This window comes from Nostocoides japonicum T1-X7 (assembly GCF_001046855.1).
Classification (GTDB): Bacteria; Actinomycetota; Actinomycetes; order Actinomycetales; family Dermatophilaceae; genus Nostocoides; species Nostocoides japonicum.
Window position 1 is genome coordinate 548099 of record NZ_HF570958.1, and the last position, 16163, is coordinate 564261.

Annotated in this window: 16 protein-coding genes and 1 tRNA gene; 7 read left to right on the forward strand and 10 right to left on the reverse strand. The window is 67.0% G+C overall.

The features are described from left to right. The first annotated feature begins 66 nt into the window (after window positions 1–66). A tRNA-Val gene (locus tag BN12_RS02475) sits at window positions 67–143 on the forward strand. 720 nt (window positions 144–863) lie between these two features. Here the strand turns inward: BN12_RS02475 and BN12_RS26650 are convergent. The 3 genes from BN12_RS26650 to BN12_RS24250 form a co-directional block, all read right to left on the reverse strand. After that, window positions 864–1136, reverse strand: coding sequence for an Ldh family oxidoreductase (locus BN12_RS26650; RefSeq protein ID WP_083454360.1), 273 nt, complete (start codon window positions 1134–1136; stop codon window positions 864–866). Between the two features lie 474 nt (window positions 1137–1610). Further along, entirely contained in the window at window positions 1611–1862 is a 252-nt protein-coding gene (locus BN12_RS24940; protein WP_048549878.1) for a hypothetical protein, read from the reverse strand. 1454 nt (window positions 1863–3316) lie between these two features. Next, a complete protein-coding gene (locus tag BN12_RS24250) occupies window positions 3317–3919 on the reverse strand; it encodes a hypothetical protein (RefSeq protein WP_157635307.1) in 603 nt (200 codons plus the stop codon). 1067 nt (window positions 3920–4986) lie between these two features. On the opposite strand from BN12_RS24250, the gene BN12_RS02485 reads away from it, so the two are divergent. Next, a complete protein-coding gene (locus BN12_RS02485; RefSeq protein WP_162233025.1) occupies window positions 4987–5190 on the forward strand; it encodes a hypothetical protein in 204 nt (67 codons plus the stop codon). 342 nt (window positions 5191–5532) lie between these two features. Beyond that, a complete protein-coding gene (locus BN12_RS02490) occupies window positions 5533–5709 on the forward strand; it encodes an Lsr2 dimerization domain-containing protein (RefSeq protein ID WP_235432274.1) in 177 nt (58 codons plus the stop codon). Window positions 5710–5881: 172 nt separating this feature from the next. Here the strand turns inward: BN12_RS02490 and BN12_RS02495 are convergent, their stop codons facing one another. Together BN12_RS02495 and BN12_RS02500 are read right to left on the reverse strand one after the other, a co-directional pair. After that, entirely contained in the window at window positions 5882–6727 is an 846-nt protein-coding gene (locus tag BN12_RS02495; protein ID WP_048549880.1) for a MurR/RpiR family transcriptional regulator, read from the reverse strand. A 21-nt stretch (window positions 6728–6748) separates the two neighbouring features. Further along, a complete protein-coding gene (locus tag BN12_RS02500; protein ID WP_048549881.1) occupies window positions 6749–7042 on the reverse strand; it encodes a putative quinol monooxygenase in 294 nt (97 codons plus the stop codon). Between the two features lie 73 nt (window positions 7043–7115). Between BN12_RS02500 and BN12_RS02505 the strand changes: the two genes are divergently transcribed. Both BN12_RS02505 and BN12_RS02510 read left to right on the forward strand, forming a co-directional pair. After that, a complete protein-coding gene (locus BN12_RS02505; RefSeq protein WP_157635308.1) occupies window positions 7116–7439 on the forward strand; it encodes an MFS transporter in 324 nt (107 codons plus the stop codon). A gap of 27 nt (window positions 7440–7466) precedes the next feature. Then, complete coding sequence (locus BN12_RS02510; RefSeq protein WP_048549883.1) at window positions 7467–8696, forward strand: metal-dependent hydrolase family protein; 1230 nt, start codon at window positions 7467–7469, stop codon at window positions 8694–8696. A gap of 472 nt (window positions 8697–9168) precedes the next feature. Here BN12_RS02510 and BN12_RS02515 read toward each other — a convergent pair whose 3' ends face one another. The 3 genes from BN12_RS02515 to BN12_RS02525 form a co-directional block, all read right to left on the reverse strand. Continuing rightward, entirely contained in the window at window positions 9169–10638 is a 1470-nt protein-coding gene (locus BN12_RS02515) for a sugar porter family MFS transporter (RefSeq protein WP_048549884.1), read from the reverse strand. A gap of 31 nt (window positions 10639–10669) precedes the next feature. After that, window positions 10670–11023, reverse strand: coding sequence for a universal stress protein (locus tag BN12_RS02520; RefSeq protein ID WP_235432528.1), 354 nt, complete (start codon window positions 11021–11023; stop codon window positions 10670–10672). Between the two features lie 310 nt (window positions 11024–11333). After that, complete coding sequence (locus BN12_RS02525) at window positions 11334–12761, reverse strand: aminotransferase class I/II-fold pyridoxal phosphate-dependent enzyme (RefSeq protein ID WP_048549886.1); 1428 nt, start codon at window positions 12759–12761, stop codon at window positions 11334–11336. Window positions 12762–12851: 90 nt separating this feature from the next. On the opposite strand from BN12_RS02525, the gene BN12_RS02530 reads away from it, so the two are divergent. After that, entirely contained in the window at window positions 12852–13589 is a 738-nt protein-coding gene (locus BN12_RS02530; protein ID WP_048549887.1) for an SDR family NAD(P)-dependent oxidoreductase, read from the forward strand. A 49-nt stretch (window positions 13590–13638) separates the two neighbouring features. Here the strand turns inward: BN12_RS02530 and BN12_RS02535 are convergent, their stop codons facing one another. Beyond that, window positions 13639–14346: a GntR family transcriptional regulator gene (locus tag BN12_RS02535; protein WP_083454361.1), complete on the reverse strand. Its 708-nt coding sequence runs from the start codon at window positions 14344–14346 to the stop codon at window positions 13639–13641. A gap of 182 nt (window positions 14347–14528) precedes the next feature. On the opposite strand from BN12_RS02535, the gene BN12_RS02540 reads away from it, so the two are divergent. Continuing rightward, window positions 14529–15605 carry a proline racemase family protein gene (locus BN12_RS02540; protein WP_048549889.1) on the forward strand — a complete coding sequence of 359 codons (1077 nt, stop codon included), beginning with the start codon at window positions 14529–14531 and terminating at the stop codon, window positions 15603–15605. 129 nt (window positions 15606–15734) lie between these two features. Here the strand turns inward: BN12_RS02540 and BN12_RS02545 are convergent. Then, the coding region (locus BN12_RS02545; protein WP_048549890.1) for a hypothetical protein at window positions 15735–16163 on the reverse strand (429 nt) is incomplete at its 5' end.

Below are 16163 nucleotides of genomic sequence, written 5' to 3' on the forward strand. Positions count from 1 at the left end.
CGGTCACGACCCGATTTCGCCTCCGCCCGACCGCGCCGGTATCTTTGCCCTGCCCGTGAGGGTGCCGGACGTGTAGCTCAGCTGGTTAGAGCGTTCGCTTCACACGCGAGAGGCCGGGGGTTCGAGTCCCTCCACGTCCACCAAGGGATGGACCCCAGACACGCTTTTCGTCTGGGGTCCATCCCTTGGTCCGCGGGACTGCGAGCCCCGGCTCGGCCGGGGAGTCCCTCCACGTCCACACCGCAAGATATGCGCTGTGACCTGGGTAAACGCCGGAACGGGAGCGCCGAACCGCAAGCACACGTGTCGGATACGTGTCGGATCAGATGCCACCCTACGAGAGCCTGGACCGCCTCTTACAGCTCTTCGCGGTGGCTCCTCGGAACGCGACCGACGGCCTATCCATCTTGGCTGCCGCCTGACAGCTCGGCCCGCGTCGATGCGTCTCGGCCGTTCATACACCCGGATCGCGCCGGAGCAAGGTGAGGGTCTTACGGCTCAGGTTGCGATGTCCAAGACGTGTCATTGGGAGCGCGCGGCGCAGCGAGAATGGCCGCCACCGGCAGTGACGCATCTCCATTGTGGAGTCGTGCCCTGCTGGGTCAACGTCTACCGCGTGAGACTCTGCTAGGACAGGCGAGGCCCTCCCGTTCTTGTTGTCAAGTGAACAGTCACCGGTGATCTGCTTCTTGAAGGCGACGTCGCGCTCCTTCACTCGGCTCCCGCTTGCTCCTTGTGAATGCGTCGCGAAGGCGGTTGGCGTCCCCGCGCGCTGGAGCGCCATCACCGTGACGGTGGACTCGACTGGGGCCGACGACCGCGGCGGTCAACGCATCCACCTGCCGTGGCCAGCAAGGTCCCCATCAGGGCGCCGCATGGCGAGAGTGCATGCGCTGCGCTGGAGTCAACGGTGGATTGACCTCCAAGTCCAACGCGACACCCGCGAGCGGTGGCGTTCCCGCGTCCCGATGGCCCAACCACGTGGCCGACGATGATGCTGGAGGATGCGCATCGAGAACGAGTGGCGGTCCCTCGGCACTCGGGATGGCGACGGCGATCGGATTGGTCCCGAAGATCGGCATGCTAACTCCAGAAGCGGCCACGTTCGGCCGCGAGGCGGTGCAGGCACAAGGCACAGGAACAGACTGGCTCTTGACCTACACGATCGGTCGGGAGAGGCGCCGAGCAGGTGGGGCACGGCGGCCGCCACGTCGCCCGTCCTGTCAGTATCAGGGTCCGATCTGCTCAATGGTCATTCCTGCTGTGAGGTCGTGCAACACCTCAAGGTGAAGCTCCTTGGCCCGGAGGCCTGAGCAGGAAGTGACTCGGCCGATCTCCTCGTCGGAGTGAAGTGCGCTCAGAGTCCCGACGAGCCGACCATGCGGCCATGTTTCGCTCCTCGGTCTTGGCTTGCTGAGGCCGCGGTGGCGCGGTCGTCCATGCTGATCCCGTCCACCGCAGAAGAACCCGGCTGGCGAGGTCTTCCTCCCGGCTTGAGGACGACCTCCGCGAACCAACGCGCCGCCCCGCATGTAGTCGCCTTGGGTCCAGCGCCCTCGCCCTTCTTGGCGATCTCCCCGGCTTCCTGGCAATCAGGGCCGAGTGATCCGTCACATGTCGTCCGGGTAGGAGATCGGGAGTTCGCCCGTCGGCGGACCGGTCAGCGTCAGGGCATCGACGTCAATGCGTGTCCGCGACGTCGTTCCGAGGTTCTTGACCACGACCGTACTCGTGCCTGCTGGAAGTGTCGCCTGCCACACGATGGCCGCGTGTTGAGCGGCTGACGCATGCGTGTCGACGGTCGTCGCCTTGCCACCGTTGACCGCGATCGAAGCCTTCCCGCGGTTGGTGTTCTTCTCCATGACGACCGCAAACGTCTGCCCGGACCCTTCAGTGGTCACCGAGTAGGTGATGCTTTGGCCCTTGGCGACCGAGTAAAGGGTCGTCCCTCCGTTATAGCAGGCGCACTTCGACACCGACCATCCGGCCGACTTCGTAAGCGCCAAGGAGTAGGGTCTACCGCTGCATAAGAGTTGACTCTGGCGATCGAGCCAGCTCAACGCTCAATATTCCGTCGCTGCACACAAGTCAGCGCTCCATCCTCCCACCACTATCGCTGGGGATTGCAATTCGTAACAAGCTAGTCGCCGCTCGCACGTGTTTCATTACGGCCCAGACATGCAAACCTGGCTGCCTTACCCATGAGCGCCCCGGATCCGCCAGCGAGTCCGAAGCCCTCTGTGCGGCCCTTCGCGATTATCGGGCGGACCCCTTGGGACGGTTGAGGTCGGATCCGTAGCAGAGCCCAGTCTTGTGGACCATGACGTCAGGCTGCCCTATGGCTCTGCCTCCGGGCCATGCATCGTTCAAGTGTCAATTGTCAACCCGGTCCTCATGTGCTGGCTCGCTCTGCACGGATCGAGTGACCGTCCTATCACCAAAGAACAGGCATACCACCAAGAGTGCTAGCACGACGTGAACCGCTGGACTAGCTCCTGCTGCATGCAGCCAACCCCTCCAACCAAGCTCGTATGGCAGTGTGGGATCACCATTCTCATCAAGAAGAGGATGTCTATACATCATCCCGGCTGCAGAAATTGTGGCCAAGACCGCGACCATGGCACCGTTAATCAACCATCTCCTGGCCGTTGAACGACGAAACAAGCCATAGGCAACGACCACGACTGAAGTGCTCACAATGGCGATGCCAAGCGCCGGAGCCCATGGAGCGGACGGCTCACCTACGCCCACAGGCTCGTTATTGAGGTTAAAGAAGGCACCACCACTGATGCCTGCCCCCTGAATAGTCAGGATCCCAACAACCACGGAGTACGCGACCGCGAGCAATACTCCTACCGTGGGGTACCCCACATACCGAACCACATGTCGACCGTCGTCGACTGGGCCTGGAACACCTGTGTGGCTGTTCAACTATAGACCTGGCACGTAAAATGAGCACTGCCGCCCTGCCCAGCCCAGTACCAATAGCATTTGCTTCGCGGCAGGCTTTGGGTAGCGTGGGCCAGCGTGGTCAGGGCCGGAGCATTTCCGCTCGCCCAGAAGGCGTCGTAGCCACCAGGCGGCGGATAGTAAGTAATGATGTACTGCGTGCCGAAGCCCAACGCGACCGACGCGGAACCGCCACTGACAGTGCTGCGCTGTCCCGACGTTCTTACTTGTCCTTCGTTGGTCACCAACCCGTTGCAGTATGTGTAGGTCGACGCTCGAGCTAGAGGAACCGCGACACTGGCGAGAACCCCGACGGCCAGACCGACCACGAGTGCGCCGCGACGTCCAACGTGACGAGATGGCCGCGTCACGGGGTGCCATCCCCCCTTAGACGCAGAGGAACGAAGGCGAACTCCCCTCCACCCTTCCGGGGCACGGAAACCAATCCCGGTCGAACGCTGTCACGCGGTCGATCGACAACGAGCAACTGATTCGTCGAGGACGAAGACGCCTTCAGGCCGGCTTTGGCTGCAAGAACTGCCGGACTGATGCCGGTCGGAACCAGGTACGCCTCAGCTGATCTGTCGGGATGGTCTGGACCTTCTCCAGCAGCCAGGGACAGACCATAGCTGTAGAACTTGGAGGCACTCGTACATGAAGCGGCAGCTACGTCCCCGCTTCCTATGATCCTAACGATCATGCAGACTGACGATCCAGATCTGGCTACCCAGAAGCTGCCGACCCCGTTCGACGCGAGGAAACGGGTGGACTTCGGATCAATGTTCCCCAACTCCGCGAGATTCGTTCCTGCCGGCACGTGATCGGTCGCACTCTGGGCCGTGTAGAGCGTTGGAAGCATCTCCTCCATCGAAACAGCGGATTCGCCGCTGGCTGCTGTCGCAAACACACCCCCCAGCACGATAGTCGTTGCGCCCACGACTCCGAGAGCTTGTATCAACCTTCGCTTCATGACTGGCTCCTTTGGTCCGAGTGAATTACCCCAGGTACTGGCAGGTGATCTTCAGGGTGCCTGGGGGCGAGCTGGAGTAGGGCCAGTTCCATCCGCACTTTTGATGAGCGTTCGTGGCCGTCGGATGATTCAGAGTGACGACCGTTCCGGTTGAGGTGGCGTAGCCGATTGTCGTGTATCCGGGAGCGGGATAGTATGACTCCATCCACACCTCTGGCTGAACGTAGAAATACTGAAGCGTGCCCTTCCCGCCGTCCATTTTGCTTATGGTCCCTGAACTAACCACGCCACCACTAGACAGGGCCTTGTTGCTCACCCATGTGTGGTACCCCCGACGCTTGCGCCGAGACGGCTGCTAGCGAGATGAGTGCGACGGCGCCAACAGCCGCGACCCCAAGACGGGCGCGGTTAACTAACATTCGTGTCATGGGCTGACTCCCTCAGTCTGTTGCCCTCATGAAAGAAGCTGCTCCTGTCTGCCCTCCACGGCGGAGTCCGCTTCTGTTGCCCTCTGCTGTGGTGGCAGCCTGCCGCTTATCGCTTTCCCTGTCAAGCCCAAACAGCGCGGTGATGAGATGTTTGTTGGCCGGCGCTGGGCCATTTAGCAGTGTCGGCGGGAACGCACTTCACTTGAGCACATGTCTGATCAGCGGCGAGTCCTCGACATGGTCTGGATTCGAGGGCATGTGACCCAACTCGTGCCGCGTGAGTTTGATTCTGCGATGTGGCTTGTGTTTGTGCTGGTCAGCGCATCGGCCGGATCTTAGATGACACACCCCGGCGGCAGATTGAGTCGCCGCTCGTGGTGTTCGTGCGGAAGGTCCCGGGGTGGCCGGGGAGCACGAAGGTGCACTTGGCGCAGCGGCGCGCGGGTCGTGATGTCGTCCTGCAGCATCTGCGGACGACACGGTCGGAGACTGTGTCGGCGATGCTGGTCGCGGAGGCAGCGCGTCGACTGCGGCCGGGCCAGGGGGCGCTGAACCTGGGGCTTGCAGGAGGCGCCGGCCACGACGCGATCAGGGGTGATCACCGGCGAGCGGTCGGCGTCGTTATGGCAGGTCCCGACTGTGGCGCACACCCGGCTGGGGTTCGGCGTCGTCGACGATGCCGCACTCTCCCAGCCGGTCCTGGCGCGGATCACTGAGCCGACGTCCAAGGTCGACTCGCTGCGCGCCCTGGATGAACTGGGCATCGAGCACACCTCCCTGCGGATGACGGCTCGCACGCTCAACCGGGTCGGCGCAGGCGGCTACCGGGACCCCGCCCAATGACACACCCCAGCGGCACGACTCGTGTGGCACCGCCGAGGCGGACGCTCGAGCGGATACACGGCCTTCCGCCAGCGCGACACGAACGGGTGGACGGAAGGGTAGGACGCCGACCAGCCGACACTCCTTCATGGTCGCCATCGCCCAGAAGGTGTGATCAAGCAGGGGTCGCTGGCTGACCAATCGCTTCAAATTAGGTATCGCCATGGCTCGGTCCGCGGACGACTGATCGACAACTCATGAACTACGGACGCCGCATCCGTCGAGTGCCTCCGCAGAACGGCAACCTGAAGACTCCCTGCTGGTTGCGTCCCCTGAAGGAGTGCTCTTCCTATGGCGAAACGTGTGGAACTATCTCTCGTGGACGACGACACTGACGGCACCGCCGCGGAGGAGACGATCTCCTTAGCGCTTGATGGCGTGAGCTACGAGATCAACCTGAACCGCCACAACGCGACCAAGGTGCACCAGGGCCTTGATTCCTGGATCGCGTCCGCGACACGGACGGACGCCGGTCCGTGAGCAAGTCATCTGACACGAAGGGGTTGGCTGGTCGCAGCGACCTGTCAGCCGTGGGGTTATTCGTGTCGGATGAAGGCCTTCTAGGTCTCTCGAGTCCCTCCACGTCCACAGCGCAGAGACATGTGCTGTGACTGGGCAAACGTCTGAGCAGGAGCGGCGCCCGGACCCGAGGCTAGTTGTTCATGAGGTGCATGCCTTCCCAAGCCTGCTCCACGTCGGCGATCGACTTGCGTGTCTGGGACGTCTCGAGCTCGGCCAGTATCGACTGCATCACCGCGACGACTCCCGTCAACGACGGCGTACCAGAGATGCCCTCGATCGGCGCGAGGACGATGTGGTCGGCATCGGAGTTCAGCGGCGAGGACTGTAAGTCGGTGACGACGACGACGGTGGCCCCGCGCTGGCGAGCGAGTCGGGTGAGCCCACGCGTCGCCCGGGTGAGTCGCCAGATGTTGAGCACGACCACGCAGTCGTCGTCGTCCAGATGTGCAATCGCCGCGGCTTGCTCAGTCGCGGGACCGGCAGCGAGCCGGACGTCGTAGCCGTAGATCGACCCGAGGTAGCTGAAGATGTGCCCGGGACCGGCGCCCGTTCCTGAGGCGATCACGACCACCCGGCGAGCGGAGGAGATCGCGCTCGCAGCCGACTTGATCGCCGTGAGGTTCTCCGGAGCGGAGGCGACAGTCAGGTTCTCCCCGTCCTTGCGGAGCATCCGGGCAGAGGCGTCATCATCAGGGGCGCGCTCAGCCCCTGCGGACCTCAGCGAGTCGAGGTAGGCAGCCCGGATCGCGGACCGAAGATCTGGCCAGCCGCTGTAGTCCAGTTGCTGAGCCGTGCGGACGACAGTGGAGACGTTGACTCCCGCACGTTCTGCAACTTCGCGCGCCGACGCATAAGAGCTGAACTGCGGCATCTGAGCGACCAGCTGAACGACCCGGTCCCCCTGAACGCCGAGCTTCACCCGGGCGACTCGCGCAGCGAGCAGTGAGTCGACGTTGACGCTGGAGGGCTGGCTCATAGAGCCAGCATGTTATGCAACTCAGCTGGTGCGCACGGTGAACACCTCGTTCGTCGCCGTCACGTCGCCACCGGCCGCGCGCGCGACGCCTTCGGCGAAGGTCAGCCGCTCGGCCGCAGCCAGCCATGTGTCGTAGGCGGACACGTCGGGCCACTCGCCGATGACGATGATGCGCCCTGGGTCCTCGACAGCGAGGGCGAGCCGTGCCGATGTCGCTCCTGAGCTCTCGAGGATGCGAGCCGAACTGTAGTAGTCGACGACCTCGTCGCGGCGGTCGGGCGGAACCTGCAAGGTGAGGATACTGATCACGGTCATCCATCAAGTGTTGCACCGACTATATAACGCACTCTACTGTTGCGTGCACCACATCACAGAGGATGCGGTGCGGATGTCCATTTCCACCCCCAGCTCCAGAGCTGAGCAAGAGGCTGCCCTCGTCGCGCGGACGTCGCTCCTGATCTTCGCCGCGTGCAGTGTCCTCATGACCACGGCGACGACGGTCCCCGAGTTGTTCATCTCGCGTGCGCTCGCCGGCATCGGCATCGGTGCGGAGACCTCCCTGATCGCCCCGTACATCTCCGAGTTCCTGCCCGCCCGCGTGCGAGGCACGTTCGTCTCCCGCACCATCGGCTACCTCCTCGCAGGGCTCGTCGCGCCGGGCCCGCGGACCTCCGGGCGCAGCCTCAACGAGCACATGCCTGCCACGCACTGACGTCGAGAGGAAGGGAATACACCTACCATGCGCATTCGCATCATCAACGCGAGGCTGCTTGAACCGGCCACCGGAGAGAGCCAGGAGAACTCCTGGATCGACATCGATGGCGATCGGATCGCCGGCAGCGGCGTCGGTGAGCCGCCGCCGGTCGGCGACGACTGCCGAGTGATCGACGCCCAAGGCGGCACCGTGTTGCCAGGACTGGTCGACGCCCACGTCCACATCATCGTCACGGCAGCCGACCCCAACGTCTACAAGAACTGGAGCCCCGGTTACACGACGGTCCGTGCGCTGCTGGCGGCGGGCGACATGCTGCGCCGGGGATTCACGACCATCCGCGATGTCGGCGGCGCCGATTACGGCATGGCACGAGCCCTCGACGAGGGCCTGATGCCGGGTCCACGACTTCTCTTCGGAGGAAAGGCGGTCTCGCAGACCGGCGGTCACGGAGACTTCCGTGACCTGAACGACAACTCGACATCGTGTTGCCAGCTCCAGCCGGAGTTCGGGCGGATCGCCGACGGTGTCGCCCAAGTGCAGCAGGCGGCGCGCGACGAGTTCCGCAAGGGCGCCCATCATCTGAAGCTGGTGGTCTCCGGCGGCGTCGCTTCCCCAACGGACGAGATCTCGGCCGTGCAGTACACCTATGAAGAGATCCGGGCCGCAGTCATCGAAGCCGAGAACCACAACCGGTACGTGGCGGTCCACGCCTACCATCCGCGTTCGGTGAACCAGGCGCTGCGCGCCGGTGTGCGCTCGGTGGAACATGGCAACTTGATCGACGACGAGTCGATCCGCATGCTCCTCGAGAACGACGCCTTCCTGGTTCCGAACGTCTTCGCCTACGAGGCAATGTACGAGGCCGGAACCGCGTCCCTGTCCGAGACTTCCCTCCGCAAACTCGACGAGGTCCGCATGGCCGCCCTTGACGCGTTGGACCGGGCACACAGGGCGGGAGTGAAGATCGTCTACGGCAGCGACCTGCTCGGGCCGCTTCAGGTCCATCAACTCCAAGAGTTCACGATCCGTGCAAAGGTGCAGCCGATCATCGACGTCATCCGCTCGGCGACGTCGACGGCAGCTGAGATGGTAGGAATGGAAGGCGAGATCGGCACCCTCGCCACCGGTGCGTGCGCCGACCTGCTCGTGCTCGACGGCGACCCCGAGGAAGACCTGACGGTCCTGACGGATCCGGTACAGCATCCGCGCTATGTGATCCATCGCGGCAACGTCCTCGAGCCCAACGCCACCTGATATGTCGTCGATCTTGTCGAGCGGGTAGGTGAGGCGGGGTCCTCTTCCTGGGTGGCAAGGACCCCGCTTCGTCGTCGCCGGGGTGGTGGTCACGGAGGCGGCGTGTCAGACGAGGCCCCGCTGGAGTTCGATCTCGACGTGCTGATCAGGGGCCTGGAGGTCCGGTTGGAGGCCGCGGACGCGGCGGTTGCACGCACCAGGAGGTGGGGAGCCAGCGGCCACCCCACGGCGCGCCTCGTGGGGAAGATGGTGGGAGCCAGGACTCTGGCCAGCTTCCCCGGAAGGAGTCGAGCCGGTCGAACACGAGCGCGACGTCCGGCGATCGTTCCGTCACGGGTCCCGGTGGGTCCGCGTCCGGAGTCGGCGTGGTCCACGCCGACACCGGAGGTCAGAGCCCACCGGGCCCCGTCAGGGCAGGCGGCCGGGCCCGCGACAGGCTCGCCGACTGCATACCCCGATCAGACGACCGGGGTCAGTGGCCGTGGCCCACCGCCGGGGTGGCACGGTCGTTGATGAGGAAGTCGCCGGCCGCGAAGTGCTCCTCGAGCACCTCGAGGGACCGGCCGCTGGTGTTCGGCAGGAAGTTCCGGACGAACCAGATGATGGCCAGGCCGATGACGAAGAGGATGAGGAACATCATCTTGATCCCCCACGCCCCGACGACGATGGGGAAGCTGAAGACGAGGATGCAGTCGGCGCTCCACAGGACGAAGATGCACAGCCCGGTCGCGAATCCTCGGATCCGCAGCGGGAACATCTCCGACAGGCAGACCCACACGGGAACGTTCAGGGTGAGCTGGATGAAGAAGAGCATCATGTCGCAGAGGAACAGGATGAGCCAGGCCTTGAACGTGTTGCCGTCCGGGATGGTGAATGCCGCCAGGGTGATGAGCCCTTGCGAGATCGTCGTCGCGATGACCCCGAAGAGGATCAGTCCCTTGCGCGAGAACTTGTCGACGGCCCAGAACAGACACAGCGCGCCGCCGATGACGGCGGTGACCCCGTTGGCGATGTTGGCGATCGGGGCCGCGCTGTCGGAGAAGCCGGCGTCCTTCAACAGCTGGGTGCCGTAGTACATGAGCGCGTTGACGCCACTGAACTGCTGGGCGATGCCCAGACAGGCCCCGACGATGACCAGCCGCCGGATCCACGGGGTCCCCAGGTCGGACCAGCCGCCGGTCTTGGACTCGGCCTCCTCCTCGGCCAGCCGCCGCACCTCGGCCATCTCGGCCCGGGCGCGGTCCTCGGTCCGCACCTCCATCATGACGGCGAGGGCGTCGTCCTCGCGGCCCTTGGACATCAGCCACCGCGGCGACTCCGGCATCCGCAGCATGCCGAAGAACAGGGCGAAGGCGGGAATCGCGCAGACGACGAGCATGTACCGCCAGACGTTGTCGCCGTGGAAGGTCGCCCCGATGATGGCGTTGATGATGAAGGCGAGCATCTGGCCGATGACGATGGCCAGCTCGTTGCGGCCGCCGAGGGATCCCCGCCGCTCCTGGGGGGCCATCTCGGACAGGTAGATCGGGACCGCCTGCGAGGCAGCGCCGACGGCCAGGCCGAGGATGAAGCGGGCCACGAGCAGGACGTCGAGGTTGGGGGCGAAGACGCATCCGAAGGTTCCGACGAGGAAGATGAAGGCGTTGAGCTGGATGGTCTTCTTGCGACCCCAGCCGTCGATGAGCCGGCCACCGACGATGGCACCGATCGCGGCGCCGACGAGCAGCGTCGCGGTGACGAAGCCCTCGCCCACGGAGCCGAACCCGAGGTCCTTCTGCATGGGCGTCAGTGCGCCGTTGATCACGCCGGTGTCGTAGCCGAACAGGAAGCCGCCGAAGGTCGCGACGATCGCGATGACATCCAGCCGCCGCTGCTGCTTTCCCGGTCGCAGCGGGGGTAGGGCCAGCTCGGTGGCTCCTTTGCCACCTATCGCTTCACTCATGTGAATCCTCTCTCTCTGGGTTGGCGCCCCGTCAGCTCACGGGACGTTTGACGCACAGGACAGGCACCTCGGCCCGCAGAACCAGCTGCTGGCTGATGCTTCCCAGGAGGAACTTCCCCACCGGGCTGCGACGGGCGACGCAGATCACGAGGCGGTCGGCATCCGGGTTGGCGTTCAGCGCGTTGAGGACCGTGTCGACCGGATCCCGGTCGTCCTTGCCCCTGCGCGAGACCACCTTCTCGACCAGCCCCTCGGGGACGCCGGCAAGGTCGATCTCGCCGAGCGTCAGGTTGACGACGATGAGGCTCGTCGAGCGCGCCTCCGCCTCTACGACCCCGGCCTCCAGGGCATACGCGCCCTCTTCCGAATCGGGAACAACGACCATCACTGACACGGGAATCTCCTCACTATTTCCGTCGCCACATCCCAGACATGGCGAACTGGACCCTGGCGATAAACCGGTATACCCGTCAATATGTTGTCCGTATGTTAAGACAAACATACGTAGTGACATCACTCACATATGGGTTGACATTCTCGCTTTCACGACGACGCCCGCCCGAGGCCGTCGCGGTGCCTTGTGTCTCCGAGCACGGCCGGTTCGGCCCTCGGCTCCCCCACGCCCCGGCCGCGTCGCCGGCCCGTCAACCGCCCTCAGCGCAGCTGTCGTCCGCCGCCCCGACGCCCGATGTCTATCAGCGGGGCTCGCGGACGACCCGGAGGCTCGCGAGGCTCGGGTCCGCCGCGTAGGCGATCCGGACGCCGGCCGCCCGAGCCTCCCCCAGGGCGGCGAGCGCGTCGCCGGTGACCATCTCGCCGGGCGCGAGGACGGGTATGCCGGGCGGGTACGGCGCGATGAGCTCGGCACTCACCCGGCCGACCGCCCGGGCGGCGGGAACGGTGTCCTGGCCGGCGAAGAACGCGTCCCGGGGCGGCATGACGATGACGGGGTCCACGCCGTATGCCGCGGGGCCGACCATCGGACGCGGCGCCCCGCGGTGGCGCTCGATCGCCGCGATGACCGAGTCGGTGAACCGCATGAGGGTCCGCTCGGTGTCGGCGAGCGACACGACGGCCACGAGGACGTCGCGCTCGGCTGCCTCCACCGGCAGCCCGGCGGCGAGCAGGTCCCGCTCGACCGCGATGCCGTCGGCACCGGTTCCGTGGAGCACGAGAGTCAGCTTGAGGGGGTCCACGCCCGGTCCCTCGAGGACGTGAAGGCCGGGGACCGCTCTCAACCTGTCCCGGCTCGCGTCGGTCGCCGCGACGGCCTCCTCCAGGAGTCCCTCGCCGTCGCGCTCGAGCAGGGCCCGAGCAGCGTCGATGCTCGCCAGCATCGCGCCCGCGGGACTCGTCGTCGCGGTGGCCTCGACACCGGCCTCCAGCCGCGCCGCGTCGATCCGGTCCGAGCGCGCGAGCACGAGCGCCGCCTGGCTCCAGGCCGGCAGCGTCTTGTGCGCACTCACGACGACGGCGTCGGCCCCGAGCTGGAGCGGATGGCGGGGAAGCCGGGGGTGGAAGCCGAAGTGGGCCGCCCACGCCGCGTCGACGACGAGCGGCACGCCGTGCGCATGTGCCACGCCCGCGAGCCCGCCGACGTCCCCGACGGTGCCGACGTAGGACGGGTCGCCGACGAAGACGGCAGACGCATCGGGGTGGGCGCCGAGTGCACGAGCCACCTCCTCGGGCGGCACTCCGAGCGGCAGCCCGGTGACCGGGTCGACCTCCGGGCGGACCCACACCGGGGTCAGCCCGGCGAGCACGAGACCGAGCAGGAGCGAGCGGTGCAGGGTCCGGCTCACGACGACCCGGTCCCCGTCGCTGCCGACGGCGAGCGCGATCGCCTGGTTCGCGTGCGTCGCGCCTCCGGTGGAGAAGCGACACGTGTCGGCGCCCCAGAGGCGCGCCGCCCGTCGCTCCGCCTCCGCGAGGACCCCACCGGCGAGCTTCATGGTGTCCAGCCCGGCATAGAGCGGGACGTCTCCCGCCACGACATCGCCGACGAGGTCGTGGCGTTGCTTGTGACCCGGGATCGTGAAGGGCGTCGACGGGGCCTCCTGGAAGCGGAGCCAGGCGTCGAGGAGGGGCGCGTCGGCGCGCAGGGCGCGTGGGTCGGTCGGCATCGACCGCAACCTAGTCCCGACCGCCCTTCCCCGGTCGGTCTATGGCACAGTCCTGGACAGTCCGTGCCCCACGACCTGGAGGAAGACCGCATGACAGACCTGACCGACCGCATCGTCCTCGTGACCGGCGGTGCCCGTGGGCAGGGTGCGGCCCACGCGGAGGCCCTGGCCCGGGCCGGTGCCACCGTCGTCCTCGCCGACGTCCTCGATGCCGAGGGCCGGCGGACGGCCGAGACGCTCACGGCTCATGGCCTGGCCGCCAGGTACATCCATCTCGACGTGACCGACGAGGAGGGTTGGGCCGCGGTCGTCGCCGACGTCGAGGCGACCGAGGGCGGCCTGGACGTCCTCGTCAACAACGCCGGCATCATCCGGGTCACCCCGCTCACCGAGCTCGGCCTCGCGGAATGGGACCTCATCCAGCGGGTCAACGCCACCTCGGTGCTCCTCGGCATCAGGAGCTCGGCCGCCGCGCTGGCCCGACGCGGTGGCGGCGTCATCGTCAACGTCGCGTCGACGGCCGCGCACCGCGGCGCCGAGGGCTACGGCGCATACTCGGCCTCCAAGGCAGCGGTCCTCGCGCTGACCCGGGCCGCGGCACTCGAGCTCGCCCCGCAGGGCACGCGCGTCGTGTCGATCAGCCCGGGAGGCGTCGACACTCCGATGAATGCCGACGAGCCGGCGGGCGGCACCTCCTCCGGTGCGCCACTCGGTCGGCGCGCGAGGGCCGACGAGATCTCCCCGCTCGTGGTGTTCCTCGCCTCCGACGGGGCCTCCTACGTGACCGGATCCGACTATCTCGTCGACGGTGGAGTGACCCTGCGGTGACGGAGGGGTAGTGCGGTCGCCGCTCCCGGGCGCGACCGCGCCCGGGCCGTCAGCGCGCCGGCGACGCGTCCTCGAGCACGTCCTCGCGCATCATCCCGACGACCGACTCGGCGCTGTTGCTGATGTGAGCGCGCACCTCGGCGACGATGGCGTCCTCGTCGCCCGAGGCGATGACGTCGACGAGGCGCTGATGGAGCTCGGCATCCCGTTCCGGCGCGTGGAACACCCCTTGGTCGACGTTGAGTGCCATCATGATCTGCGACTCGACGAGCGGCCACATCTTCTTGAGCATCTCGTTGCCGGAGGCCTCCCACACCGTGCGATGCAGATCCAGGTGCGTGCGGCTGGAGAACAGCGCATCACCCGTCGACAGTGCCGCCAGGTGGGCGTCGAGGGCGCGACGCAGCCGGGCGATCCCCTCGCCCGAGGCGTCCCGGGCGAGCCGCAGCGCAGCGACCGTCTCCAGCGGCATACGGACCTCGGCGACGTCGAGGACGACCGCCGGGCTCGACACGGCGACCCGGACGCCCTTGTACGGCTCCTGGACGAGCGACCCCTCGGAGATCAGCTGGTTCATCGCCTCGCGCGCCGTCGGACGACTGATCCCGAGCGACTCGGCGAGCTCGGTCTCCTTGACCCGCTGCCCCGGCTTGAGCTCACCGCTGAGGAGCGCTCGACGGATGGCGATGACAGCCGTCTCCCGCCGCGTCGTGTTGGCGATCGGCGTCAAGGCGGGCTGCTGTCCTGGCATCGTCATCGCGCCTATTGTGCAACGAGCAGCCGGCGCGTCGCCGATGGACCGGCCGAAATGGGAGCCGCTTCGCCAGATCGTTTGACAATCTGTCACGCAGGACTACATTGAGCCTGGACCCGTCGGAAGCACGGGACGAGGACCGTCGGCTCAGGCATACAGGCCCGATCGAGACAAGGAGGTCGCCGATGCCCATCGCTGCGACGATCGAGTGGATCGACGTCCACGCCGAGGGCGAGCCGGGCCGGGTCGTCCTCGCCCACGATCTCGGCGTCGAGGGCGCGACGATGGCCGAGCGGCTCGCCTGGTGCGAGAGGAACCTCGAGGGGCTGCGCCGGCTGCTCCTCCACGAGCCGAGGGGCTACCCCGCGCTGTGCGCCGTCCTCGCGCTTCCCCCGGTGACGCCCGGGAGCGACGTCGGGCTCGTCATCGTCGAGCAGGGCGGGTTCCGACCGATGTCCGGCAGCAACACGATCTGTGCCGTCACGGGACTCCTCGAGGCCGGCGTCATCCCGATGACCGAGCCCGAGACGGTCGTGCGGATCGACACCGCCGCAGGCCCCGTCGAGGCCCGGGCTCGGGTCCGCGGATCGAAGGTCACCTCGGTACAGGTTCACAACGTCCCCTCGTTCGTCGTCGGGCTCGATGTGCCCGTCTCCGTCGTGGGCTACGGAGAGGTCGCCGCCGACATCGCATTCGGCGGGCAGTTCTACGTCCAGGCGCCGGCGGCCTCGCTCGGCGTGGAGCTCGGGATCGGCAACGAGCGCGCCATCGTCCGTGCCGCGATGGGACTCCTCGCCTCGGCCCGTGAGCAGGTTCCCGTCCGCCATCCCCTCGAGCCGAGCATCGACCAGATCGCGCTCGTCATGCTCCACGGCCCCGGCACCCGGCCCGGCGTCGACGGCCGCAACAGCGTCGTGCTGCCCACCGGTCCGATCCGTGGCGACGACCCCGACTCGTGGCGCGGCTCCCTCGACCGTTCACCGTGCGGGACGGGCACCTCCGCCCGGATGGCCTGCCGCCACGCGCGGGGCCAGCTGGCGATCGGCGAGCCGTTCGTCCACGAGGGCGTCCTCGGCACGACCTTCACCGGGATGCTCCACGGGCAGGTCGACGTGGCGGGGATCCCGGCCGTCCTCCCCTCGATCGAGGGCCGCGGCTGGCGCAGCGGGCGCGGGTCACTGCACCTCGACCCCACCGACCCCTTCCAGGAGGGTTACACGCTCGCCGACATCTGGGGCGTCTCGCAGGTCGCCTCGGTCTGATCGTTCGACGATCCTCACGACGTCTGACGACCGGGAGGTCCCGCACGCAGGCCTAGCGGGTCCGGACTCGTACGGCGGGTCCAGGCTCGGTATGCCGGTCCCGCCCGGCACCGTCGAGCCGGCGGCCCCTCAGTCGTGTCGAGGACCTCCACGTGCGGAGCCCCACCACGCCCCCGACCGGCGGGTGCTCGCATACAGGAGCAGCGCGCCTCCGAGCGTGAGCAGCGCCCCCAGCCCGAGAAGGCCGGCGGGGTGCGAGCCCGTTGCGGCGAGCGCGGCCTCGGGGTCGGTCGGCGTCGCAGCGGAGGGGTCTCCCGCGCCGGAGCGCGTCGTCGGGCCCGACGAGCTGCTCGACGACGAGGTCGACGACGAGGTCGACGAACTCGTGGTGGTGCTGGTCTGGACCGGAAGCTCGTAGCGGATGACGACCGAGGGCACGGCGTCCTCGGCGGCCGTCGTCACGGTGCCGTCGGGGGCGAAGGACGAGCCGGCACCGCCGCCGCCCGAGGCCAGAGAGAAGATGAGCGTGCCACCGGCACCGCCACCGCCGACGTAGCC